Here is a 17312-nt window from a genome sequence, read left to right as displayed (position 1 = left end):
CGGCTTGACGTGTCTGCTAAAGAGACAATAGTTAATACAGGGCTATACGCCCTAATACCTCTTCGAACAATGACATATATCGCCGAACTCGGCTCTTTCTGGAGTCGCTTTGATGATGATAAAAAAAATCAGTGGTCGCCATGCTGCTTCTGGCCTGGTGGGTGTTTCAGTCTGCCTGCTTTTTTGTAACACCGCTTTTGCGTGGCAACAGGAATATATCGTTTCAGATGCTCAAAGTAATACGATGGAACGCTATACATGGGACGCCGATCACCAACCTCGTTATGAAGATATTCTCGCGGAGCGTATTAACCGCACGCAGAATGCTGCGGGGTTTACCCTGAACGACCCATCCGGTTCAGATGCGGAAACCGTTCTGAGCGTTGGCTGGAATTTTCCCGTGGCGGGACATTTCACCACCGGGCCCGTAATGGCGTGGCGCACTGATGGCGCTCCCTCCGCACCAGTGAATGCGTTTGAGGATACAACCACCACGCAGTCGCTTACCGATCCACTCTGGCATGCCAGCGTGAACTCATTGGGGTGGCGTGTCGATACGCAGTATGGTGATTTACACCCCTGGGCGAAGATCAGCTATAACCAGCAAACTGAAGAAGAATATTTATATACGCTGGGATTGAGCGCCAAATTTTAAAGGGTTGTCACTTTTTTAAACGCTGCGGTAACATATTTAATACAATAACGGCAGGGACTGTAGCGATAGTGATCGCTCACCTTTGAGCTTTTTCTTCTCCGGCAAGGTCATTCATTCCCGCTTCCAGGCATTTCATTCCGTTTCTCCTGCATTTCATGCCGTTTTACCCCTGGTGTTATGGGGTTTTGTTTATCGTGTCCTCAGCGAATTTCCTTAATTTATCTTGCAGGACACTGCCATGAACACATCAACTTATAACCGCACGCGTTGGCTGACGCTATTCGGCACCATCGTTACCCAGTTCGCACTGGGATCGGTCTATACCTGGAGCCTGTTTAACAGCGCCCTGTCTGATAAGATCGGCGCGCCGATAAGCCAGGTGGCGTTCTCCTTCGGCTTGCTGAGTCTTGGGTTAGCAATTTCCTCTTCCGTGGCGGGCAAACTTCAGGAGCGCTTCGGCGTGAAGCGTGTAACCATGGCCTCCGGGATCTTGCTGGGCGTGGGCTTCTTCCTGACGGCATATTCCGACAACCTGATGATGCTGTGGCTGAGCGCCGGGGTGCTGGTGGGGCTGGCGGACGGGGCAGGTTACCTGCTGACGCTGTCTAACTGCGTGAAGTGGTTCCCGGAGCGTAAAGGGCTTATCTCCGCGTTTGCCATTGGTTCATATGGCCTGGGCAGCCTTGGCTTCAAATTCATCGATGCGCATCTGCTGGCCTCGGTGGGGCTTGAGAAAACCTTTATGATCTGGGGCGTGATTGTGCTGGTGATGATCCTCTTCGGCGCAACGCTGATGAAAGACGCGCCGCAGCAGGAAGTGAAAACCGTTAACGGTGTGGTGGAGAATGATTTCACCCTTGCACAGTCCATGCGTAAACCGCAGTACTGGATGCTGGCGGTGATGTTCCTGACGGCCTGCATGAGCGGTCTGTATGTCATCGGCGTGGCGAAAGATATCGCGCAGGGAATGGTGAAACTGGACGCGGCGACGGCGGCGAACGCGGTAACGGTCATCTCCATTGCTAACCTCTCGGGTCGTCTGGTGCTCGGTATCCTGTCTGACAAAATCGCCCGCATCCGCGTGATTACGCTGGGGCAGGTCATCTCTCTGGTGGGCATGGCGGCGCTGCTGTTTGCACCGCTGAACGAAGCGACATTCTTTGCGGCGATAGCCTGCGTAGCCTTTAACTTTGGCGGTACCATTACCGTCTTCCCGTCGCTGGTGAGCGAGTTCTTCGGCCTGAACAATCTGGCGAAAAACTACGGTGTGATTTATCTCGGCTTCGGTATCGGCAGTATTTGCGGATCGCTGATTGCCTCGCTGTTTGGTGGCTTCTACGTGACATTCTGCGTGATATTTGCCTTGCTGATTATTTCACTGGCGCTGTCCACCACGATTCGTCAGCCGCAACGCGAGGTCTATAAAGAAGCGCATGCATGATTCGATAAAAAGGGGCCGCAGGGCCTCTTTTTTTATCGCCATATCACTTCCGGACTTGTTATTTTGTAAAAATTTTCATCGATTCACATTCTCTGCTGCCACTTTTCTTCCTCGCTGTGGTCTACTTATCGCGCTTGTAGACGTTTCTGATAACGGTTTATCTCGCACCTACTTACTCTGTCTGCTTTCTCAATGAGATTCGGCGGGTCTTTATACCCCTTCCCCCAGGGTTGTTTGCATGAAATATATCAGGTCTCTTACCCAGCAAAGATTGTGTCTGATGCTGGCTGTCTATATCGGTTTGTTTCTGAATGGCGCGGTGCTGTTCAGAAGAGTGGAAGGTTATTTTGAACACCTCACCGTAAGAAACGGGATTTTCGCCGCGATTGAAGTGTTTGGCTCAATTCTGGCAACCTTCTTCCTGCTACGTCTGCTCTCGCTTTTTGGCAGACGTACATGGCAGGTTCTGGCCTCGCTGGTGGTGATTATCTCTGCCGCCGCAAGCTATTACATGACATTCATGAATGTGGTCATTGGCTACGGTATTGTGGCCTCGGTGATGACCACGGACATCGACCTCTCGAAAGAGGTAGTGGGGCAAGGGTTCATCATGTGGACGATTTTGACCTGCCTGATCCCGCTCTTCTTTATCTGGAGTAATACCTGTCGCTATACCCTGTTACGCCAGCTGCGTACCCGTGGGCAACGCATCCGCAACGTCGCCGTCGTTCTTCTGGCGGGTCTGCTGGTATGGGCGCCTATTCGCCTGATGGAAAAACAGCAAAAGCGGATCGAAAAAGCGACAGGCGTAGATATGCCAAGCTACGGCGGCGTGGTGGCTAACTCGTATCTGCCGTCTAACTGGCTGTCGGCGCTAGGTCTCTATGCCTGGGCTCAGGCGGACGAATCCAGCGATGTGAAATCGCTGATTAACCCGACCAAAAAGTTCACCTACCAGGCTCCGGCTGACGGACTGGATGATACTTACGTGGTCTTCGTTATCGGCGAAACGACGCGCTGGGATCATATGGGTATTCTCGGTTATGACCGCGATACCACCCCGAAACTGGCGCAGGAAAAGAACCTGGTGGCATACCGCGGCTACTCCTGCGATACCGCCACGAAGCTTTCGTTGCGCTGTATGTTTGTTCGTGAGGGCGGTGCGAGTGATAATCCTCAGCGCACTCTCAAAGAGCAAAACGTGTTTGCTGTTCTGAAGCAGCTTGGATTTAGCTCCGATCTGTTCGCCATGCAAAGTGAGATGTGGTTCTACACCAACACCATGGCGGATAACATCGCCTACCGCGAGCAGATTGGCGCCGAGCCGCGTAACCGCGGAAAGAACGTTGATGATATGCTGCTGCTCTCTGAGATGGAACAGTCGCTGAAAAACCATCCGCAGGGTAAGCACCTTATTGTTCTGCATACCAAAGGTTCACACTACAGCTACTATCAGCGTTACACGCGCGATTTCGCCAAATGGACGCCTGAGTGCGTCGGCATTAACAAGAACTGTAGCAAGCAGGAGCTGATCAATGCCTATGATAACTCGATTCTGTATGTGGATACCTTCCTCAGCCGGGTGATCGACCAGCTTCGCGATAAGAAAGCGATTGTGATTTACGCGGCCGACCACGGCGAGTCCATCAACGAGAAAGAGCATTTACACGGCACGCCGCGTAAGCTGGCCCCGCCTGAGCAGTTCCGCGTGCCGATGATCATGTGGATGTCGGATAAGTACCTGGAAAACCCGGACAAAGCCAAAATGTTTGCCCATCTGAAACAGCAGGCAGAGATCAAGGTACCGCGCCGTCACGTTGAGCTGTACGACACCATTATGGGTTGTCTCGGCTATACCTCACCGAACGGTGGGATTAACGAAAACAACAACTGGTGTAAACTCCCTGATAACACCACAAAAGCCGCGCAGTAGCTGGTCTGGCGAGAATATCGCCAGTTGAATGGCTTTTTGAAAATAAGGGATTGACGGGGGCGCACCTCAGCAGTAAGATGCGCTCCGCATTCGGCGAGTAGCGCAGCTTGGTAGCGCAACTGGTTTGGGACCAGTGGGTCGGAGGTTCGAATCCTCTCTCGCCGACCACATTCCAAAAAGGGCTAACCGCAAGGTTAGCCCTTTTTGCATTAACGCGTTACCCCGCACGAGTCCTCAAAATACCCCTTAGCCCTGCTTCCCCCTGCCTGCTTGCGGTTTTGTGACATAATCCATTGTATTTTTTTATATATAGTTTGATCTTTTTTCGCGTTGCTTATGGATAACCTCAGCATTTTTCGCTGTGCGTTTTAACGTTCGCGGTATTTAGTGCTCAGATAATCACCATTCTGTAAGAAAATTTACCCATTCTGAATAAAACTTAATCACTGAGTGTTGCGAAATATGAAGATAATTGTGCTGCATCATGGCGAGTAGCATAAATTTCTCTGCTGAAAACTCACGGTCAGGGTTTTTTTAATCTTTGTTTGCGGTTTCTCACACTCCACGTAAATCCCCGCCACCTGTATTGACGTTTTCACATTCTGTTGACAGATTGTAGGGCACGAGGGGCATTTCAGGGAGGATCTGCGCTGCAACTCAAACGCTCTTCTGAAAGGATTCTCTATCCCTTTTAACGCCTTCGGGCATCACCGACCGGACCGGGTAAAAAATAAATAAAGGTCAGGCGGCGTAACACAACAAAGCAAAACATCACATTGGAGCACAATAATGAGTATTTCCTTGAAGAAGTCAGGGATGCTGAAGCTTGGTCTGAGCCTGGTGGCCATGACCGTTGCAGCAAGCGTACAGGCAAAAACCCTGGTTTACTGTTCTGAAGGCTCTCCGGAAGGCTTTAACCCACAGCTCTTTACCTCTGGTACGACTTACGACGCAAGCTCTGTACCGATCTATAACCGTCTGGTTGAATTTAAAACCGGCACCACGGAAGTGATTCCTGGCCTGGCTGAAAAGTGGGATATCAGTGAAGACGGTAAAACCTATACCTTCCACCTGCGCCAGGGCGTGAAGTGGCAGGACAGCAAAGAATTTAAACCTACGCGCGACTTTAACGCCGACGACGTTGTGTTCTCCTTCGACCGTCAGAAAAATGCCCAGAACCCGTACCATAAAGTGTCTGGCGGCAGCTATGAATACTTCGAAGGGATGGGTCTGCCAGACCTGATCGCTGAAGTGAAAAAAGTGGACGATAAAACCGTTCAGTTTGTGCTGACGCGTCCGGAAGCGCCATTCCTGGCTGACCTGGCGATGGACTTCGCCTCGATTCTCTCTAAAGAGTACGCTGACAACATGCTGAAAGCCGGCACGCCGGAAAAAGTGGACCTGAACCCAATCGGTACCGGCCCGTTCCAGCTGCTTCAGTACCAGAAAGATTCCCGTATTCTGTATAAAGCCTTCCCGGGCTACTGGGGTACCAAGCCGCAGATCGACCGTCTGGTCTTCTCCATCACGCCTGACGCATCCGTGCGTTACGCAAAATTGCAGAAAAACGAATGTCAGGTGATGCCGTATCCAAACCCGGCTGACATCGCGCGCATGAAGCAGGACAAAAATATCAACCTGCTGGAGCAGGCGGGCCTGAACGTGGGTTATCTCTCCTTCAACACCGAGAAGAAACCGTTCGATGACGTGAAAGTGCGTCAGGCGCTGACTTACGCGGTGAACAAAGAAGCGATCATCAAAGCCGTTTACCAGGGCGCGGGCGTTGCGGCCAAGAACCTGATCCCACCAACCATGTGGGGTTATAACGACGACATTAAGGACTACACCTACGATCCTGAGAAAGCGAAAGCGCTGCTGAAAGAAGCGGGCCAGGACAAAGGCTTCACCGTCGAGCTGTGGGCGATGCCGGTACAGCGTCCTTACAACCCGAACGCACGTCGTATGGCGGAAATGGTTCAGGCTGACTGGGCGAAGATTGGCGTACAGGCCAAAATTGTGACCTACGAGTGGGGCGAGTACCTGAAGCGCGCTAAAGCGGGCGAACACCAGGCGGTCATGATGGGCTGGACCGGCGACAACGGGGATCCGGACAACTTCTTCGCGACCCTGTTCAGCTGTGCGGCAGCGAAAGACGGTTCCAACTACTCTCGCTGGTGCTACAAGCCGTTTGAAGATCTGATCCAGCCGGCGCGTGCGACCGACGATCACAACAAACGTATTGAACTGTACAAGCAAGCGCAGGTTGTTATGCACGATCAGGCCCCGGCGCTGATTGTTGCTCACTCCACCGTGTACGAGCCAGTGCGTAAAGAAGTGAAGGGCTACGTGGTTGATCCACTGGGCAAACACCACTTCGAAAACGTATCTGTTGAATAATAAGTAGGGTGTTCTCCCTCTCCCTGTGGGAGAGGGCAGGGGTGAGGGGCGTGCATGCATCCCCTCATCCTAACCCTCTCCCACAGGGAGAGGGAATTTACATTTGTGAGCAATACAGACGTCACGCCACTGGGCGTGCGTCATCAGAGAGAATCCGGGTTATGTTGCAGTTCATCCTCCGACGTCTGGGACTGGTTATCCCGACGTTTATCGGTATCACCCTTCTCACTTTTGCCTTCGTCCATATGATCCCGGGTGACCCGGTAATGATTATGGCGGGCGAGCGTGGTATCTCCCCTGAACGTCATGCGCAACTGCTGGCTGAACTCGGCCTTGATAAGCCGATGTGGCAGCAATATCTCCACTATATCTGGGGTGTGTTGCACGGCGATTTAGGGATTTCACTGAAAAGCCGTCTTCCGGTGTGGGACGAGTTCGTACCGCGCTTTAAAGCGACGCTGGAACTCGGTATCTGCGCCATGATCTTCGCGACCGCGGTAGGGATCCCCGTTGGCGTACTGGCTGCCGTTAAGCGTGGCTCTATTTTCGACCACACCGCTGTTGGCCTGGCACTGACCGGCTACTCCATGCCTATCTTCTGGTGGGGCATGATGCTGATCATGCTGGTCTCGGTGCAGTGGAACCTGACGCCGGTCTCCGGACGCGTCAGCGACATGGTTTTCCTTGACGACACCAACCCGTTAACCGGCTTTATGCTGATTGATACGGCGATCTGGGGCGAAGAGGGCAACTTCATTGATGCGGTTGCGCACATGATCCTGCCTGCAATGGTGCTGGGCACCATCCCTCTGGCGGTGATCGTGCGTATGACCCGTTCCTCCATGCTGGAAGTGCTGGGCGAGGATTATATTCGTACTGCCCGCGCTAAAGGCCTGACCCGTATGCGCGTCATCATCATTCATGCCCTGCGTAACGCTATGCTGCCGGTGGTAACCGTTATCGGTTTGCAGGTCGGTACGCTGCTGGCGGGGGCGATCCTGACCGAAACCATCTTCTCCTGGCCGGGTCTTGGACGCTGGCTGATTGATGCGCTGCAACGCCGTGACTATCCGGTTGTGCAGGGCGGTGTACTGCTGGTCGCGACGATGATTATCCTCGTCAACCTGCTGGTCGATTTGCTGTACGGCGTGGTGAACCCGCGTATTCGTCATAAGAAGTAAGGGGCCATCATGTCACAAGTTACTCAAAATAAAGTGGTCACCGCACCGGTGCCAATGACGCCGATGCAGGAGTTCTGGCACTACTTCAAGCGCAACAAAGGCGCGGTCGTCGGGCTGGTGTATGTTTCCATCATGATCCTGATTGCGGTGTTTGCGAACTTCCTTGCGCCGTATAACCCGGCTGATCAGTTCCGCGATGCGCTGCTGGCACCTCCTGCATGGCAGGACGGCGGAAGCCTGACGCACCTGCTGGGCACCGACGACGTGGGCCGCGATGTGCTGTCGCGCCTGATGTACGGCGCACGCCTGTCGCTGCTGGTTGGCTGCCTCGTTGTCGTACTGTCGCTGATCATGGGGATCGTACTCGGCCTGGTGGCAGGCTACTTCGGCGGCATTGTTGATAACATCATCATGCGCGTCGTCGACATTATGCTGGCATTGCCAAGCCTGCTGCTGGCGCTGGTGCTGGTGGCGATCTTTGGTCCGTCGATTGGTAACGCCGCGCTTGCGCTGACGTTTGTTGCGCTACCGCATTACGTGCGTCTGACCCGTGCGGCGGTGCTGGTGGAAGTGAACCGGGACTACGTTACCGCCTCTCGCGTGGCGGGTGCCGGTGCTATGCGTCAGATGTTTATCAATATCTTCCCAAACTGCCTTGCGCCGCTGATTGTTCAGGCGTCGCTCGGTTTCTCTAACGCCATTCTTGATATGGCCGCTCTTGGCTTCCTTGGCATGGGTGCGCAGCCGCCAACACCGGAGTGGGGCACCATGCTCTCCGACGTGTTGCAGTTCGCGCAAAGCGCCTGGTGGGTCGTCACCTTCCCGGGTCTGGCGATTCTGCTGACGGTGCTGGCATTTAACCTGATGGGTGACGGTCTGCGTGATGCACTTGATCCCAAACTGAAGCAGTAAGAGGCACGAGATGGCGTTATTAAATGTAGATAAATTATCCGTGCACTTTGGCGACGAAGGCACACCGTTTCGCGCCGTGGACCGCATCAGCTACAGCGTTAATCAGGGCGAAGTGGTCGGGATTGTAGGAGAGTCGGGCTCCGGTAAGTCAGTGAGTTCGCTGGCGATTATGGGGCTGATTGACTACCCCGGTCGCGTGATGGCGGAAAATCTGGAGTTCAACGGTCAGGATCTGAAGCGCATTTCCGAAAAACAGCGCCGCCAGCTGGTGGGCGCGGAAGTGGCGATGATCTTCCAGGACCCCATGACCAGCCTGAACCCATGCTACACCGTCGGTTTCCAGATTATGGAAGCCATTAAGGTGCATCAGGGCGGGAATAAGAAAACCCGTCGCCAGCGTGCTATCGATCTGCTGAACCTGGTGGGGATACCTGACCCAGCATCGCGTCTGGACGTTTACCCGCATCAGCTTTCCGGCGGCATGAGCCAGCGCGTGATGATCGCCATGGCGATTGCCTGTCGACCAAAACTGCTGATTGCGGATGAACCAACTACCGCGCTGGACGTAACCATCCAGGCGCAAATCATCGAGCTGCTGCTGGAGTTGCAGCAGAAAGAGAATATGGCGCTGGTGCTGATTACGCACGACCTGGCGCTGGTGGCGGAAGCGGCACACAAAATCATCGTGATGTATGCGGGTCAGGTAGTGGAGACCGGAAGTTCGCACGATATCTTCCGCGCGCCGCGTCACCCGTATACGCAGGCGTTACTGCGCGCGCTGCCGGAGTTTGCCCAGGACAAAGCGCGTCTGGCGTCACTGCCGGGTGTGGTTCCGGGTAAATATGACCGTCCGCAGGGCTGCCTGCTGAATCCGCGCTGCCCGTATGCGACGGATAAATGCCGCGCCGAGGAGCCAGAGCTGAATCTGCTGGCCGATGGTCGGCAGTCAAAATGCCACTACCCACTCGATGATGCCGGGAGGCCAACACTATGAGTACGCACGAGGCCACCACGCAACAGCCGCTGTTGCAGGCTATCGACCTGAAAAAACATTACCCGGTGAAGAAGGGGATTTTTGCCCCCGAGCGCCTGGTAAAAGCGCTGGACGGCGTCTCCTTCAGCCTTGAACGCGGTAAAACGCTGGCGGTCGTAGGGGAGTCGGGCTGTGGGAAATCCACGCTGGGCCGTCTGCTGACGATGATCGAAACGCCAACCGGCGGCGAGCTTTACTATCAGGGCCAGGATCTGCTCAAGCACGATCCGCAGGCGCAGAAGCTGCGTCGTCAAAAAATCCAGATTGTGTTCCAGAACCCGTACGGTTCTTTAAACCCGCGTAAAAAAGTGGGGCAGATTCTGGAAGAGCCGCTGCTGATTAACAGCAATCTGAGCAAAGAGCAGCGTCGTGAAAAAGCGCTGGCGATGATGGCGAAGGTGGGGCTTAAAACCGAGCATTACGATCGCTACCCGCATATGTTCTCTGGCGGTCAGCGTCAGCGTATTGCCATCGCCCGTGGGCTGATGCTTGACCCGGACGTGGTGATTGCCGATGAGCCGGTCTCAGCGCTTGACGTGTCCGTACGTGCGCAGGTGCTTAACCTGATGATGGATTTACAGCAGGATCTGGGACTGTCGTACGTCTTCATCTCCCATGACCTGTCCGTGGTTGAGCACATTGCCGATGAGGTGATGGTGATGTATCTGGGACGCTGCGTGGAGAAGGGGACGAAAGATCAGATCTTTACTAACCCGCGTCATCCGTATACGCAGGCGCTGCTGTCTGCAACGCCGCGGCTGAACCCGGATGACCGCCGGGAGCGCATTAAGCTGACCGGCGAGTTGCCAAGCCCACTTAACCCGCCGCCGGGATGTGCGTTCAACGCCCGTTGCCGTCGCCGCTTCGGCCCGTGCACGCAGTTGCAGCCACAGCTGAAGGATTATGGCGGACAGCTGGTGGCCTGCTTCGCGGTCGATCAGGATGAAAACGGCGAAAAGCCGCAGGCATAAATAAAAAAACCGGCGTTAAGCCGGTTTTTTTTACGTCTGAGGTCTACTTCCGTAAACGAATCTGGTCGACGGCGTGTTTCTCACTCTTGGTGAGGATCAGGCTTGCGCGTTCGCGCGTCGGCAGGATGTTCTCTTTGAGGTTGACGTAGTTGATCTCATTCCACAGCCCGGTCGCCACGCTGATAGCCTCTTCTTCAGAGAGCTGGGCGTAGTTGTGGAAGTAGGAATCCGGGTCGGTGAACGCGCCTTCGCGGAACTTCAGGAAGCGGTTGATATACCAGCGTTGCAGCAAATCTTCCGGCGCATCGACATAAATTGAGAAATCGACAAAGTCAGAGACAAACACATGATGCGGATCGTGAGGATAATCCATCCCGCTTTGCAGGACGTTTAAGCCTTCCAGAATCAGGATGTCGGGCTGCACAACCGTTTTGTCGCCATCCGGGATGCGGTCGTAGATCAGATGCGAGTAAACCGGCGCGGTAACGTGAGGTACGCCCGATTTTAGATCTGAAACAAACTTTACCAGGCGGTGCATATCATAAGAGAGCGGGAAGCCCTTCTTTTTCATCAGGCCGCGTTCTTTCAACACCTCGTTGGGATGCAGGAAGCCGTCGGTGGTGATCAGCTCCACGCTGCGGTGTTCCGGCCAGCGGCTCAGCAGCGCCTGTAGCACGCGCGCGGTGGTACTTTTACCCACTGCCACGCTGCCCGCAATACTGATGATATAAGGAATACGTTGACCGTTCGTGCCGAGGAACTGTTCCAGTACGGCCTGACGGCGCAAATTGGAGCTGATATAGAAGTTAAGCAAGCGAGAAAGGGGGAGATAGATTTCTGCCACCTCTTCCAGGGAGAGATCTTCGTTTATCCCTTTTAGCCGTGCGATTTCACCTTCCGTCAGTGTCATAGGGACGGAGTCACGCAGGGCTGCCCACTGGCTACGGTTAAACTGAAGATAGGGCGTCATTAACGTTTGCTCTTTTTTGCTCATAAGCATGCTTCTGTGAACCATCACGAAACGGCGGGTGCGGGCTCATCACATAGTTAATTTTGGACAATGGGCAGGAGGTTAACACCAGATGAGAGGAATAATAAGAAAAAATATGGGAAAGCGATGCTTAACCGGGCAGGCATCACCTGGGGCTATAGCGTGCCGAAATCAGGCGTTCATGTTGAATTTTTAACCGTGAGCGGATGAATTTACAGCGGTTAGCCCTGGTTTCGAATAAAATGTGAGCGAAAGAACGTTTTATGCAATTTTTTAGTTGCATGACTGCGCAGGTCTCCATAGAATGCGCGCTACTTGATGCCGACTTAGCTCAGTAGGTAGAGCAACTGACTTGTAATCAGTAGGTCACCAGTTCGATTCCGGTAGTCGGCACCATCAAGTCCGGTGGGGTTCCCGAGCGGCCAAAGGGAGCAGACTGTAAATCTGCCGTCACAGACTTCGAAGGTTCGAATCCTTCCCCCACCACCACTTTCTGGCAGCGACAACGCCGCCGGAGCTGGTTGGAAAAATTGACCAGCTCGAACAGAAAAGAGAGAAATCTCTTTTTTTGTTACAGAAAGAACTGGGTAGCCGAGTTTCAGGATGCGGGCATCGTATAATGGCTATTACCTCAGCCTTCCAAGCTGATGATGCGGGTTCGATTCCCGCTGCCCGCTCCAATACGTGCTGATATGGCTCAGTTGGTAGAGCGCACCCTTGGTAAGGGTGAGGTCCCCAGTTCGACTCTGGGTATCAGCACCACTTCACTTCTCCCTCCCTTTCTCTCTGTTTCAATGTAAATGTATTCAACAGTGCAGGCATTTTCGCCTGGTTGATGTGGTGATATCACCGATTTATCCGTGTCTTAGAGGGACAATCGATGTCTAAAGAAAAGTTTGAACGTACAAAACCGCACGTTAACGTCGGTACTATCGGCCACGTTGACCATGGTAAAACAACGCTGACCGCTGCAATCACTACCGTACTGGCTAAAACCTACGGCGGTGCTGCTCGTGCTTTCGACCAGATCGATAACGCACCAGAAGAAAAAGCTCGTGGTATCACCATCAACACCTCTCACGTTGAGTATGACACCCCGACTCGCCACTACGCGCACGTAGACTGCCCAGGCCACGCCGACTATGTTAAAAACATGATCACCGGTGCTGCGCAGATGGACGGCGCGATCCTGGTTGTTGCTGCGACTGACGGCCCTATGCCTCAGACTCGTGAGCACATCCTGCTGGGTCGTCAGGTAGGCGTTCCTTACATCATCGTGTTCCTGAACAAATGCGACATGGTTGATGACGAAGAGCTGCTGGAACTGGTAGAGATGGAAGTTCGTGAACTGCTGTCTCAGTACGATTTCCCAGGCGACGACACTCCAATCGTTCGTGGTTCCGCGCTGAAAGCGCTGGAAGGCGACGCAGAGTGGGAAGCGAAAATCATCGAACTGGCTGGCTACCTGGATTCTTACATCCCAGAACCAGAGCGTGCGATTGACAAGCCATTCCTGCTGCCAATCGAAGACGTATTCTCCATCTCCGGTCGTGGTACCGTTGTTACCGGTCGTGTAGAGCGCGGTATCATCAAAGTGGGTGAAGAAGTTGAAATCGTTGGTATCAAAGAGACTGCGAAGTCTACCTGTACTGGCGTTGAAATGTTCCGCAAACTGCTGGACGAAGGCCGTGCTGGTGAGAACGTTGGTGTTCTGCTGCGTGGTATCAAACGTGAAGAAATCGAACGTGGTCAGGTTCTGGCGAAGCCAGGCTCAATCAAGCCACACACCAAGTTCGAATCTGAAGTGTACATTCTGTCCAAAGACGAAGGCGGTCGTCATACTCCGTTCTTCAAAGGCTACCGTCCACAGTTCTACTTCCGTACAACTGACGTGACCGGTACCATCGAACTGCCAGAAGGCGTAGAGATGGTAATGCCAGGCGACAACATCAAGATGGTTGTGACGCTGATCCACCCAATCGCGATGGACGACGGTCTGCGTTTCGCAATCCGTGAAGGCGGCCGTACCGTTGGCGCGGGCGTTGTTGCTAAAGTTCTCGGCTAATCGCTGATAACATTTGACGCAATGCGCAATAAAAGGGCATCATTTGATGCCCTTTTTGCACGCTTTCACATCAGAACCTGGCTCATCAGTGATTAATTTTGTCATAATCATTGCTGAGACAGGCTCTGCGGAGAGCGTATAATACGAAAAGCGAATAGCATTTCGATTGGTTTGCCTCGCACTCGCGGGGTGAAAATGTTTGTAGAATACTTCTGACAGGTTGGTTTATGAGTGCGAATACCGAAGCTCAAGGGAGCGGGCGCGGCCTGGAAGCGATGAAATGGGTAGTTGTAGCCGTGCTGCTGATTGTGGCGATTGTCGGCAACTATCTTTATCGTGACATGATGCTGCCGCTACGCGCGCTTGCAGTGGTAATTCTGATTGCTGCGGCGGGTGGTGTCGCGCTGTTGACGACGAAAGGCAAAGCGACCGTTGCGTTTGCCCGCGAAGCGCGTACCGAAGTCCGCAAGGTCATTTGGCCGACTCGCCAGGAAACATTGCACACCACGCTGATTGTAGCGGCGGTAACCGCTGTAATGTCACTGATCCTGTGGGGACTGGATGGTATTCTGGTTCGCCTGGTATCCTTTATCACTGGCCTGAGGTTCTGAGATGTCTGAAGCCCCTAAAAAGCGCTGGTACGTCGTTCAGGCGTTTTCCGGTTTTGAAGGCCGCGTAGCTACGTCGCTGCGTGAGCATATCAAATTACACAATATGGAAGAGTTATTTGGCGAAGTTATGGTTCCGACCGAAGAAGTGGTTGAGATCCGTGGCGGCCAACGTCGCAAAAGCGAGCGTAAATTCTTCCCGGGTTACGTGCTGGTTCAGATGGTGATGAACGACGCGAGCTGGCACCTGGTGCGCAGCGTACCACGCGTGATGGGCTTTATCGGCGGCACATCTGACCGTCCGGCGCCAATCAGCGACAAAGAAGTTGATGCGATTATGAACCGCCTCCAGCAGGTTGGTGATAAACCGCGTCCGAAAACGCTGTTTGAACCGGGTGAGATGGTTCGTGTTAACGACGGTCCGTTTGCTGACTTCAATGGCGTCGTCGAAGAAGTGGACTACGAGAAGTCCCGCCTGAAAGTTTCCGTTTCTATCTTTGGTCGTGCGACCCCGGTAGAGCTGGACTTTGCTCAGGTAGAAAAAGCCTAAGCAGCGATCAAAAAAGCGACGATTTAATCGTTGCACAGGGCGCGAGATTGGAATACAATTTCGCGCCTTTTGTTTTTATGGGCCCCGGCCCGTAAAACGAATTTTATTCACGGGGAGCCTCTCCGAGGCGTTATTACCCAATCAGAGGATTTTAGAATGGCTAAGAAAGTACAAGCCTACGTCAAGCTGCAGGTTGCAGCAGGTATGGCGAACCCAAGTCCACCAGTTGGTCCAGCTCTGGGTCAGCAGGGTGTGAACATCATGGAATTCTGTAAAGCGTTCAACGCCAAAACTGAATCCATGGAAAAAGGTCTGCCAATCCCAGTTGTAATCACTGTTTACGCTGACCGTTCTTTCACTTTCGTTACCAAAACCCCTCCAGCAGCAGTTCTGCTGAAGAAAGCAGCGGGCATCAAGTCTGGTTCCGGTAAGCCGAACAAAGACAAAGTGGGTAAAATTTCCCGCGCTCAGTTGCAGGAAATCGCGCAGACCAAAGCTGCCGACATGACTGGTTCCGACATTGAAGCGATGACTCGCTCCATCGAAGGTACTGCACGTTCCATGGGCCTGGTAGTGGAGGACTAAGAAATGGCTAAACTGACCAAGCGCATGTCCGTGATCCGTGACAAAGTTGATGCGACCAAACAGTACGACATCAACGAAGCTATCGCTCTGCTGAAAGAACTGGCAACTGCTAAGTTCGTTGAAAGCGTTGACGTTGCCGTTAACCTGGGCATCGACGCTCGTAAATCCGATCAGAACGTTCGTGGCGCAACTGTACTGCCACACGGTACTGGCCGTTCCGTACGCGTAGCTGTATTTGCTCAGGGTGCAAACGCTGAAGCTGCTAAAGCTGCCGGCGCTGAACTGGTAGGTATGGAAGATCTGGCTGATCAGATCAAGAAAGGCGAAATGAACTTTGACGTTGTTATTGCTTCTCCAGATGCAATGCGCGTTGTTGGCCAGCTGGGCCAGGTTCTGGGTCCACGCGGCCTGATGCCAAACCCGAAAGTGGGTACTGTAACGCCTAACGTTGCTGAAGCGGTTAAGAACGCTAAAGCAGGTCAGGTTCGTTACCGTAACGACAAAAACGGCATCATCCACACCACCATCGGTAAAGTGGACTTTGACGCTGACAAACTGAAAGAAAACCTGGAAGCTCTGCTGGTTGCGCTGAAAAAAGCAAAACCAACTCAGGCGAAAGGCGTGTACATCAAGAAAGTTAGCATCTCCACCACCATGGGTGCAGGTGTTGCAGTTGACCAGGCTGGCCTGAGCGCTGCTGCAAACTAATGCCTTTACGTGGGCGGTGATTTTGTCTACAATCTTACCCCCACGTTTGCTAACAAAAGTTAGCGGCTAAAAGAATTGTTCGTTGGAGCCTGGCCTATCCAGGCCTCCGTCGAAGACCGCAGGTGTTTCGCAAGAAACTTAATCCCCTGCGTAGACGGTGACAGAACGCTAAGATTATTTTAAATACTCTGGCTTGTTTCTGCTCACCGTATTAAGACGCTCTTCCCGTTGGGTCGAGTGAAGTGAGTTCCGGAACATGAGTTCCGGCAAACATCCAGGAGCAAAGCTAATGGCTTTAAATCTTCAAGACAAACAAGCGATTGTTGCTGAAGTCAGCGAAGTAGCCAAAGGCGCGCTGTCTGCAGTAGTTGCGGATTCCCGTGGCGTTACTGTAGACAAAATGACTGAACTGCGTAAAGCAGGTCGTGAAGCTGGCGTATACATGCGTGTTGTTCGTAACACCCTGCTGCGTCGCGTAGTTGAAGGTACTCAGTTCGAGTGCCTGAAAGACACGTTTGTTGGTCCGACCCTGATTGCATACTCTATGGAACACCCGGGCGCTGCTGCTCGTCTGTTCAAAGAGTTCGCGAAAGCGAATGCAAAATTTGAGGTCAAAGCTGCAGCCTTTGAAGGTGAGTTGATCCCGGCATCGCAAATCGATCGCCTGGCAACCCTGCCGACCTACGAAGAAGCAATTGCACGCCTGATGGCAACCATGAAAGAAGCTGCGGCTGGCAAACTGGTTCGCACTCTGGCTGCTGTACGCGATGCGAAAGAAGCTGCTTAATCGCAGTTATCTTTATAAAGCATTTGCTTACGTATAAACTTATTCTGATTTTCAGGAACAATTTAAATGTCTATCACTAAAGATCAAATCATTGAAGCAGTAGCAGCTATGTCCGTAATGGACGTTGTAGAGCTGGTTTCTGCAATGGAAGAAAAATTCGGTGTTTCTGCTGCTGCTGCTGTAGCTGTAGCTGCGGGCCCGGCTGAAGCTGCTGAAGAAAAAACTGAATTCGACGTAATTCTGAAAGCTGCTGGCGCGAACAAAGTTGCTGTAATCAAAGCAGTACGTGGCGCAACTGGCCTGGGTCTGAAAGAAGCTAAAGACCTGGTAGAATCTGCTCCAGCTGCGCTGAAAGAAGGCGTGAGCAAAGACGACGCAGAAGCACTGAAAAAATCTCTGGAAGAAGCTGGCGCTGAAGTTGAAGTTAAATAAGCCAACTTTTCTGGTTGCAGCCTAAGTAATTAGGCTGATGGCTGGTGACTTTTTAGTCACCAG

The 17312-nt window shown here is 53.0% G+C and carries 16 protein-coding genes and 5 tRNA genes; 20 read left to right on the top strand and 1 reads right to left on the bottom strand.

Features of this window, described 5'->3' with window-relative positions:
- The first annotated feature begins 112 nt into the window (after positions 1-112).
- From SK62_RS19880 to dppF, 9 genes are all read left to right on the top strand, one after another.
- Entirely contained in the window at positions 113-655 is a 543-nt protein-coding gene (locus SK62_RS19880; protein WP_015569983.1) for a hypothetical protein, read from the top strand.
- A gap of 238 nt (positions 656-893) precedes the next feature.
- Entirely contained in the window at positions 894-2096 is a 1203-nt protein-coding gene (locus SK62_RS19875; protein ID WP_015569982.1) for an L-lactate MFS transporter, read from the top strand.
- Between the two features lie 238 nt (positions 2097-2334).
- Positions 2335-4029, top strand: a complete 1695-nt coding sequence (gene eptB / locus SK62_RS19870) for a kdo(2)-lipid A phosphoethanolamine 7''-transferase (protein ID WP_017383570.1) — start codon at positions 2335-2337, stop codon at positions 4027-4029.
- Between the two features lie 91 nt (positions 4030-4120).
- A tRNA-Pro gene (locus SK62_RS19865) sits at positions 4121-4197 on the top strand.
- Between the two features lie 621 nt (positions 4198-4818).
- Positions 4819-6426: a dipeptide ABC transporter periplasmic-binding protein DppA gene (gene dppA / locus SK62_RS19860; protein ID WP_003860756.1), complete on the top strand. Its 1608-nt coding sequence runs from the start codon at positions 4819-4821 to the stop codon at positions 6424-6426.
- A gap of 161 nt (positions 6427-6587) precedes the next feature.
- Complete coding sequence (dppB, locus tag SK62_RS19855; protein WP_006810536.1) at positions 6588-7607, top strand: dipeptide ABC transporter permease DppB; 1020 nt, start codon at positions 6588-6590, stop codon at positions 7605-7607.
- Between the two features lie 9 nt (positions 7608-7616).
- Positions 7617-8519 carry a dipeptide ABC transporter permease DppC gene (gene dppC / locus SK62_RS19850; RefSeq protein WP_017383569.1) on the top strand — a complete coding sequence of 301 codons (903 nt, stop codon included), beginning with the start codon at positions 7617-7619 and terminating at the stop codon, positions 8517-8519.
- A gap of 10 nt (positions 8520-8529) precedes the next feature.
- Positions 8530-9513, top strand: coding sequence for a dipeptide ABC transporter ATP-binding protein (gene dppD / locus SK62_RS19845; RefSeq protein WP_015569978.1), 984 nt, complete (start codon positions 8530-8532; stop codon positions 9511-9513).
- The gene (dppF, locus tag SK62_RS19840) at positions 9510-10523 is read left to right on the top strand and encodes a dipeptide ABC transporter ATP-binding subunit DppF (RefSeq protein ID WP_017383568.1); all 1014 of its coding nucleotides are present in this window, start codon (positions 9510-9512) and stop codon (positions 10521-10523) included. The genes dppD and dppF overlap by 4 nt, the downstream gene beginning before the upstream one ends.
- Positions 10524-10566: 43 nt before the next feature.
- On the opposite strand, the gene coaA is transcribed toward dppF, so the two are convergent.
- Positions 10567-11517, bottom strand: a complete 951-nt coding sequence (gene coaA, locus SK62_RS19835; protein WP_015569977.1) for a type I pantothenate kinase — start codon at positions 11515-11517, stop codon at positions 10567-10569.
- 317 nt (positions 11518-11834) lie between these two features.
- Here coaA and SK62_RS19830 point away from each other — a divergent pair.
- The 11 genes from SK62_RS19830 to rplL all read left to right on the top strand — a co-directional run bounded on the left by SK62_RS19830 (position 11835) and on the right by rplL (position 17249).
- Positions 11835-11910: transfer RNA gene (locus SK62_RS19830), tRNA-Thr, on the top strand.
- Between the two features lie 8 nt (positions 11911-11918).
- Positions 11919-12003, top strand: a tRNA-Tyr gene (locus SK62_RS19825).
- Between the two features lie 116 nt (positions 12004-12119).
- A tRNA-Gly gene (locus SK62_RS19820) sits at positions 12120-12194 on the top strand.
- 6 nt (positions 12195-12200) lie between these two features.
- Positions 12201-12276 (top strand) — tRNA-Thr (locus tag SK62_RS19815).
- A gap of 118 nt (positions 12277-12394) precedes the next feature.
- Positions 12395-13579 carry an elongation factor Tu gene (gene tuf, locus SK62_RS19810; RefSeq protein ID WP_014885484.1) on the top strand — a complete coding sequence of 395 codons (1185 nt, stop codon included), beginning with the start codon at positions 12395-12397 and terminating at the stop codon, positions 13577-13579.
- A gap of 227 nt (positions 13580-13806) precedes the next feature.
- The gene (secE, locus tag SK62_RS19805) at positions 13807-14190 is read left to right on the top strand and encodes a preprotein translocase subunit SecE (protein ID WP_003862342.1); all 384 of its coding nucleotides are present in this window, start codon (positions 13807-13809) and stop codon (positions 14188-14190) included.
- A gap of 1 nt (position 14191) precedes the next feature.
- Positions 14192-14737: a transcription termination/antitermination protein NusG gene (gene nusG, locus SK62_RS19800; protein ID WP_003862341.1), complete on the top strand. Its 546-nt coding sequence runs from the start codon at positions 14192-14194 to the stop codon at positions 14735-14737.
- A gap of 156 nt (positions 14738-14893) precedes the next feature.
- On the top strand, positions 14894-15322 hold the full coding sequence (gene rplK, locus SK62_RS19795) for a 50S ribosomal protein L11 (RefSeq protein ID WP_003862340.1): 429 nt from the start codon (positions 14894-14896) through the stop codon (positions 15320-15322).
- Positions 15323-15325: 3 nt separating this feature from the next.
- A complete protein-coding gene (gene rplA, locus SK62_RS19790; RefSeq protein WP_006810530.1) occupies positions 15326-16030 on the top strand; it encodes a 50S ribosomal protein L1 in 705 nt (234 codons plus the stop codon).
- Positions 16031-16319: 289 nt separating this feature from the next.
- Complete coding sequence (gene rplJ, locus SK62_RS19785) at positions 16320-16817, top strand: 50S ribosomal protein L10 (protein WP_003862338.1); 498 nt, start codon at positions 16320-16322, stop codon at positions 16815-16817.
- Positions 16818-16883: 66 nt separating this feature from the next.
- The gene (rplL, locus tag SK62_RS19780; protein WP_002445276.1) at positions 16884-17249 is read left to right on the top strand and encodes a 50S ribosomal protein L7/L12; all 366 of its coding nucleotides are present in this window, start codon (positions 16884-16886) and stop codon (positions 17247-17249) included.
- The last annotated feature ends 63 nt before the right edge of the window (positions 17250-17312 follow it).

Source organism: Enterobacter sp. BIDMC109 (assembly GCF_001037885.1).
GTDB lineage: Bacteria > Pseudomonadota > Gammaproteobacteria > Enterobacterales > Enterobacteriaceae > Enterobacter > Enterobacter hormaechei_C.
Note: the sequence above shows the minus strand (reverse complement) of the source record. Positions and strands in the feature narration are given on the sequence as shown.

What these genes read in the sequence shown, in the direction of transcription:
- SK62_RS19880 (WP_015569983.1), top strand. Translation starts at nt 113, where the DNA reads ATGATGATAAAAAAAATCAGTGGTCGCCATGCTGCTTCTGGCCTGGTG.
- SK62_RS19875 (WP_015569982.1), top strand. Translation starts at nt 894, where the DNA reads ATGAACACATCAACTTATAACCGCACGCGTTGGCTGACGCTATTCGGC.
- eptB (WP_017383570.1), top strand. Translation starts at nt 2,335, where the DNA reads ATGAAATATATCAGGTCTCTTACCCAGCAAAGATTGTGTCTGATGCTG.
- dppA (WP_003860756.1), top strand. Translation starts at nt 4,819, where the DNA reads ATGAGTATTTCCTTGAAGAAGTCAGGGATGCTGAAGCTTGGTCTGAGC.
- dppB (WP_006810536.1), top strand. Translation starts at nt 6,588, where the DNA reads ATGTTGCAGTTCATCCTCCGACGTCTGGGACTGGTTATCCCGACGTTT.
- dppC (WP_017383569.1), top strand. Translation starts at nt 7,617, where the DNA reads ATGTCACAAGTTACTCAAAATAAAGTGGTCACCGCACCGGTGCCAATG.
- dppD (WP_015569978.1), top strand. Translation starts at nt 8,530, where the DNA reads ATGGCGTTATTAAATGTAGATAAATTATCCGTGCACTTTGGCGACGAA.
- dppF (WP_017383568.1), top strand. Translation starts at nt 9,510, where the DNA reads ATGAGTACGCACGAGGCCACCACGCAACAGCCGCTGTTGCAGGCTATC.
- coaA (WP_015569977.1), bottom strand. Translation starts at nt 11,517, where the DNA reads ATGAGCAAAAAAGAGCAAACGTTAATGACGCCCTATCTTCAGTTTAAC.
- tuf (WP_014885484.1), top strand. Translation starts at nt 12,395, where the DNA reads ATGTCTAAAGAAAAGTTTGAACGTACAAAACCGCACGTTAACGTCGGT.
- secE (WP_003862342.1), top strand. Translation starts at nt 13,807, where the DNA reads ATGAGTGCGAATACCGAAGCTCAAGGGAGCGGGCGCGGCCTGGAAGCG.
- nusG (WP_003862341.1), top strand. Translation starts at nt 14,192, where the DNA reads ATGTCTGAAGCCCCTAAAAAGCGCTGGTACGTCGTTCAGGCGTTTTCC.
- rplK (WP_003862340.1), top strand. Translation starts at nt 14,894, where the DNA reads ATGGCTAAGAAAGTACAAGCCTACGTCAAGCTGCAGGTTGCAGCAGGT.
- rplA (WP_006810530.1), top strand. Translation starts at nt 15,326, where the DNA reads ATGGCTAAACTGACCAAGCGCATGTCCGTGATCCGTGACAAAGTTGAT.
- rplJ (WP_003862338.1), top strand. Translation starts at nt 16,320, where the DNA reads ATGGCTTTAAATCTTCAAGACAAACAAGCGATTGTTGCTGAAGTCAGC.
- rplL (WP_002445276.1), top strand. Translation starts at nt 16,884, where the DNA reads ATGTCTATCACTAAAGATCAAATCATTGAAGCAGTAGCAGCTATGTCC.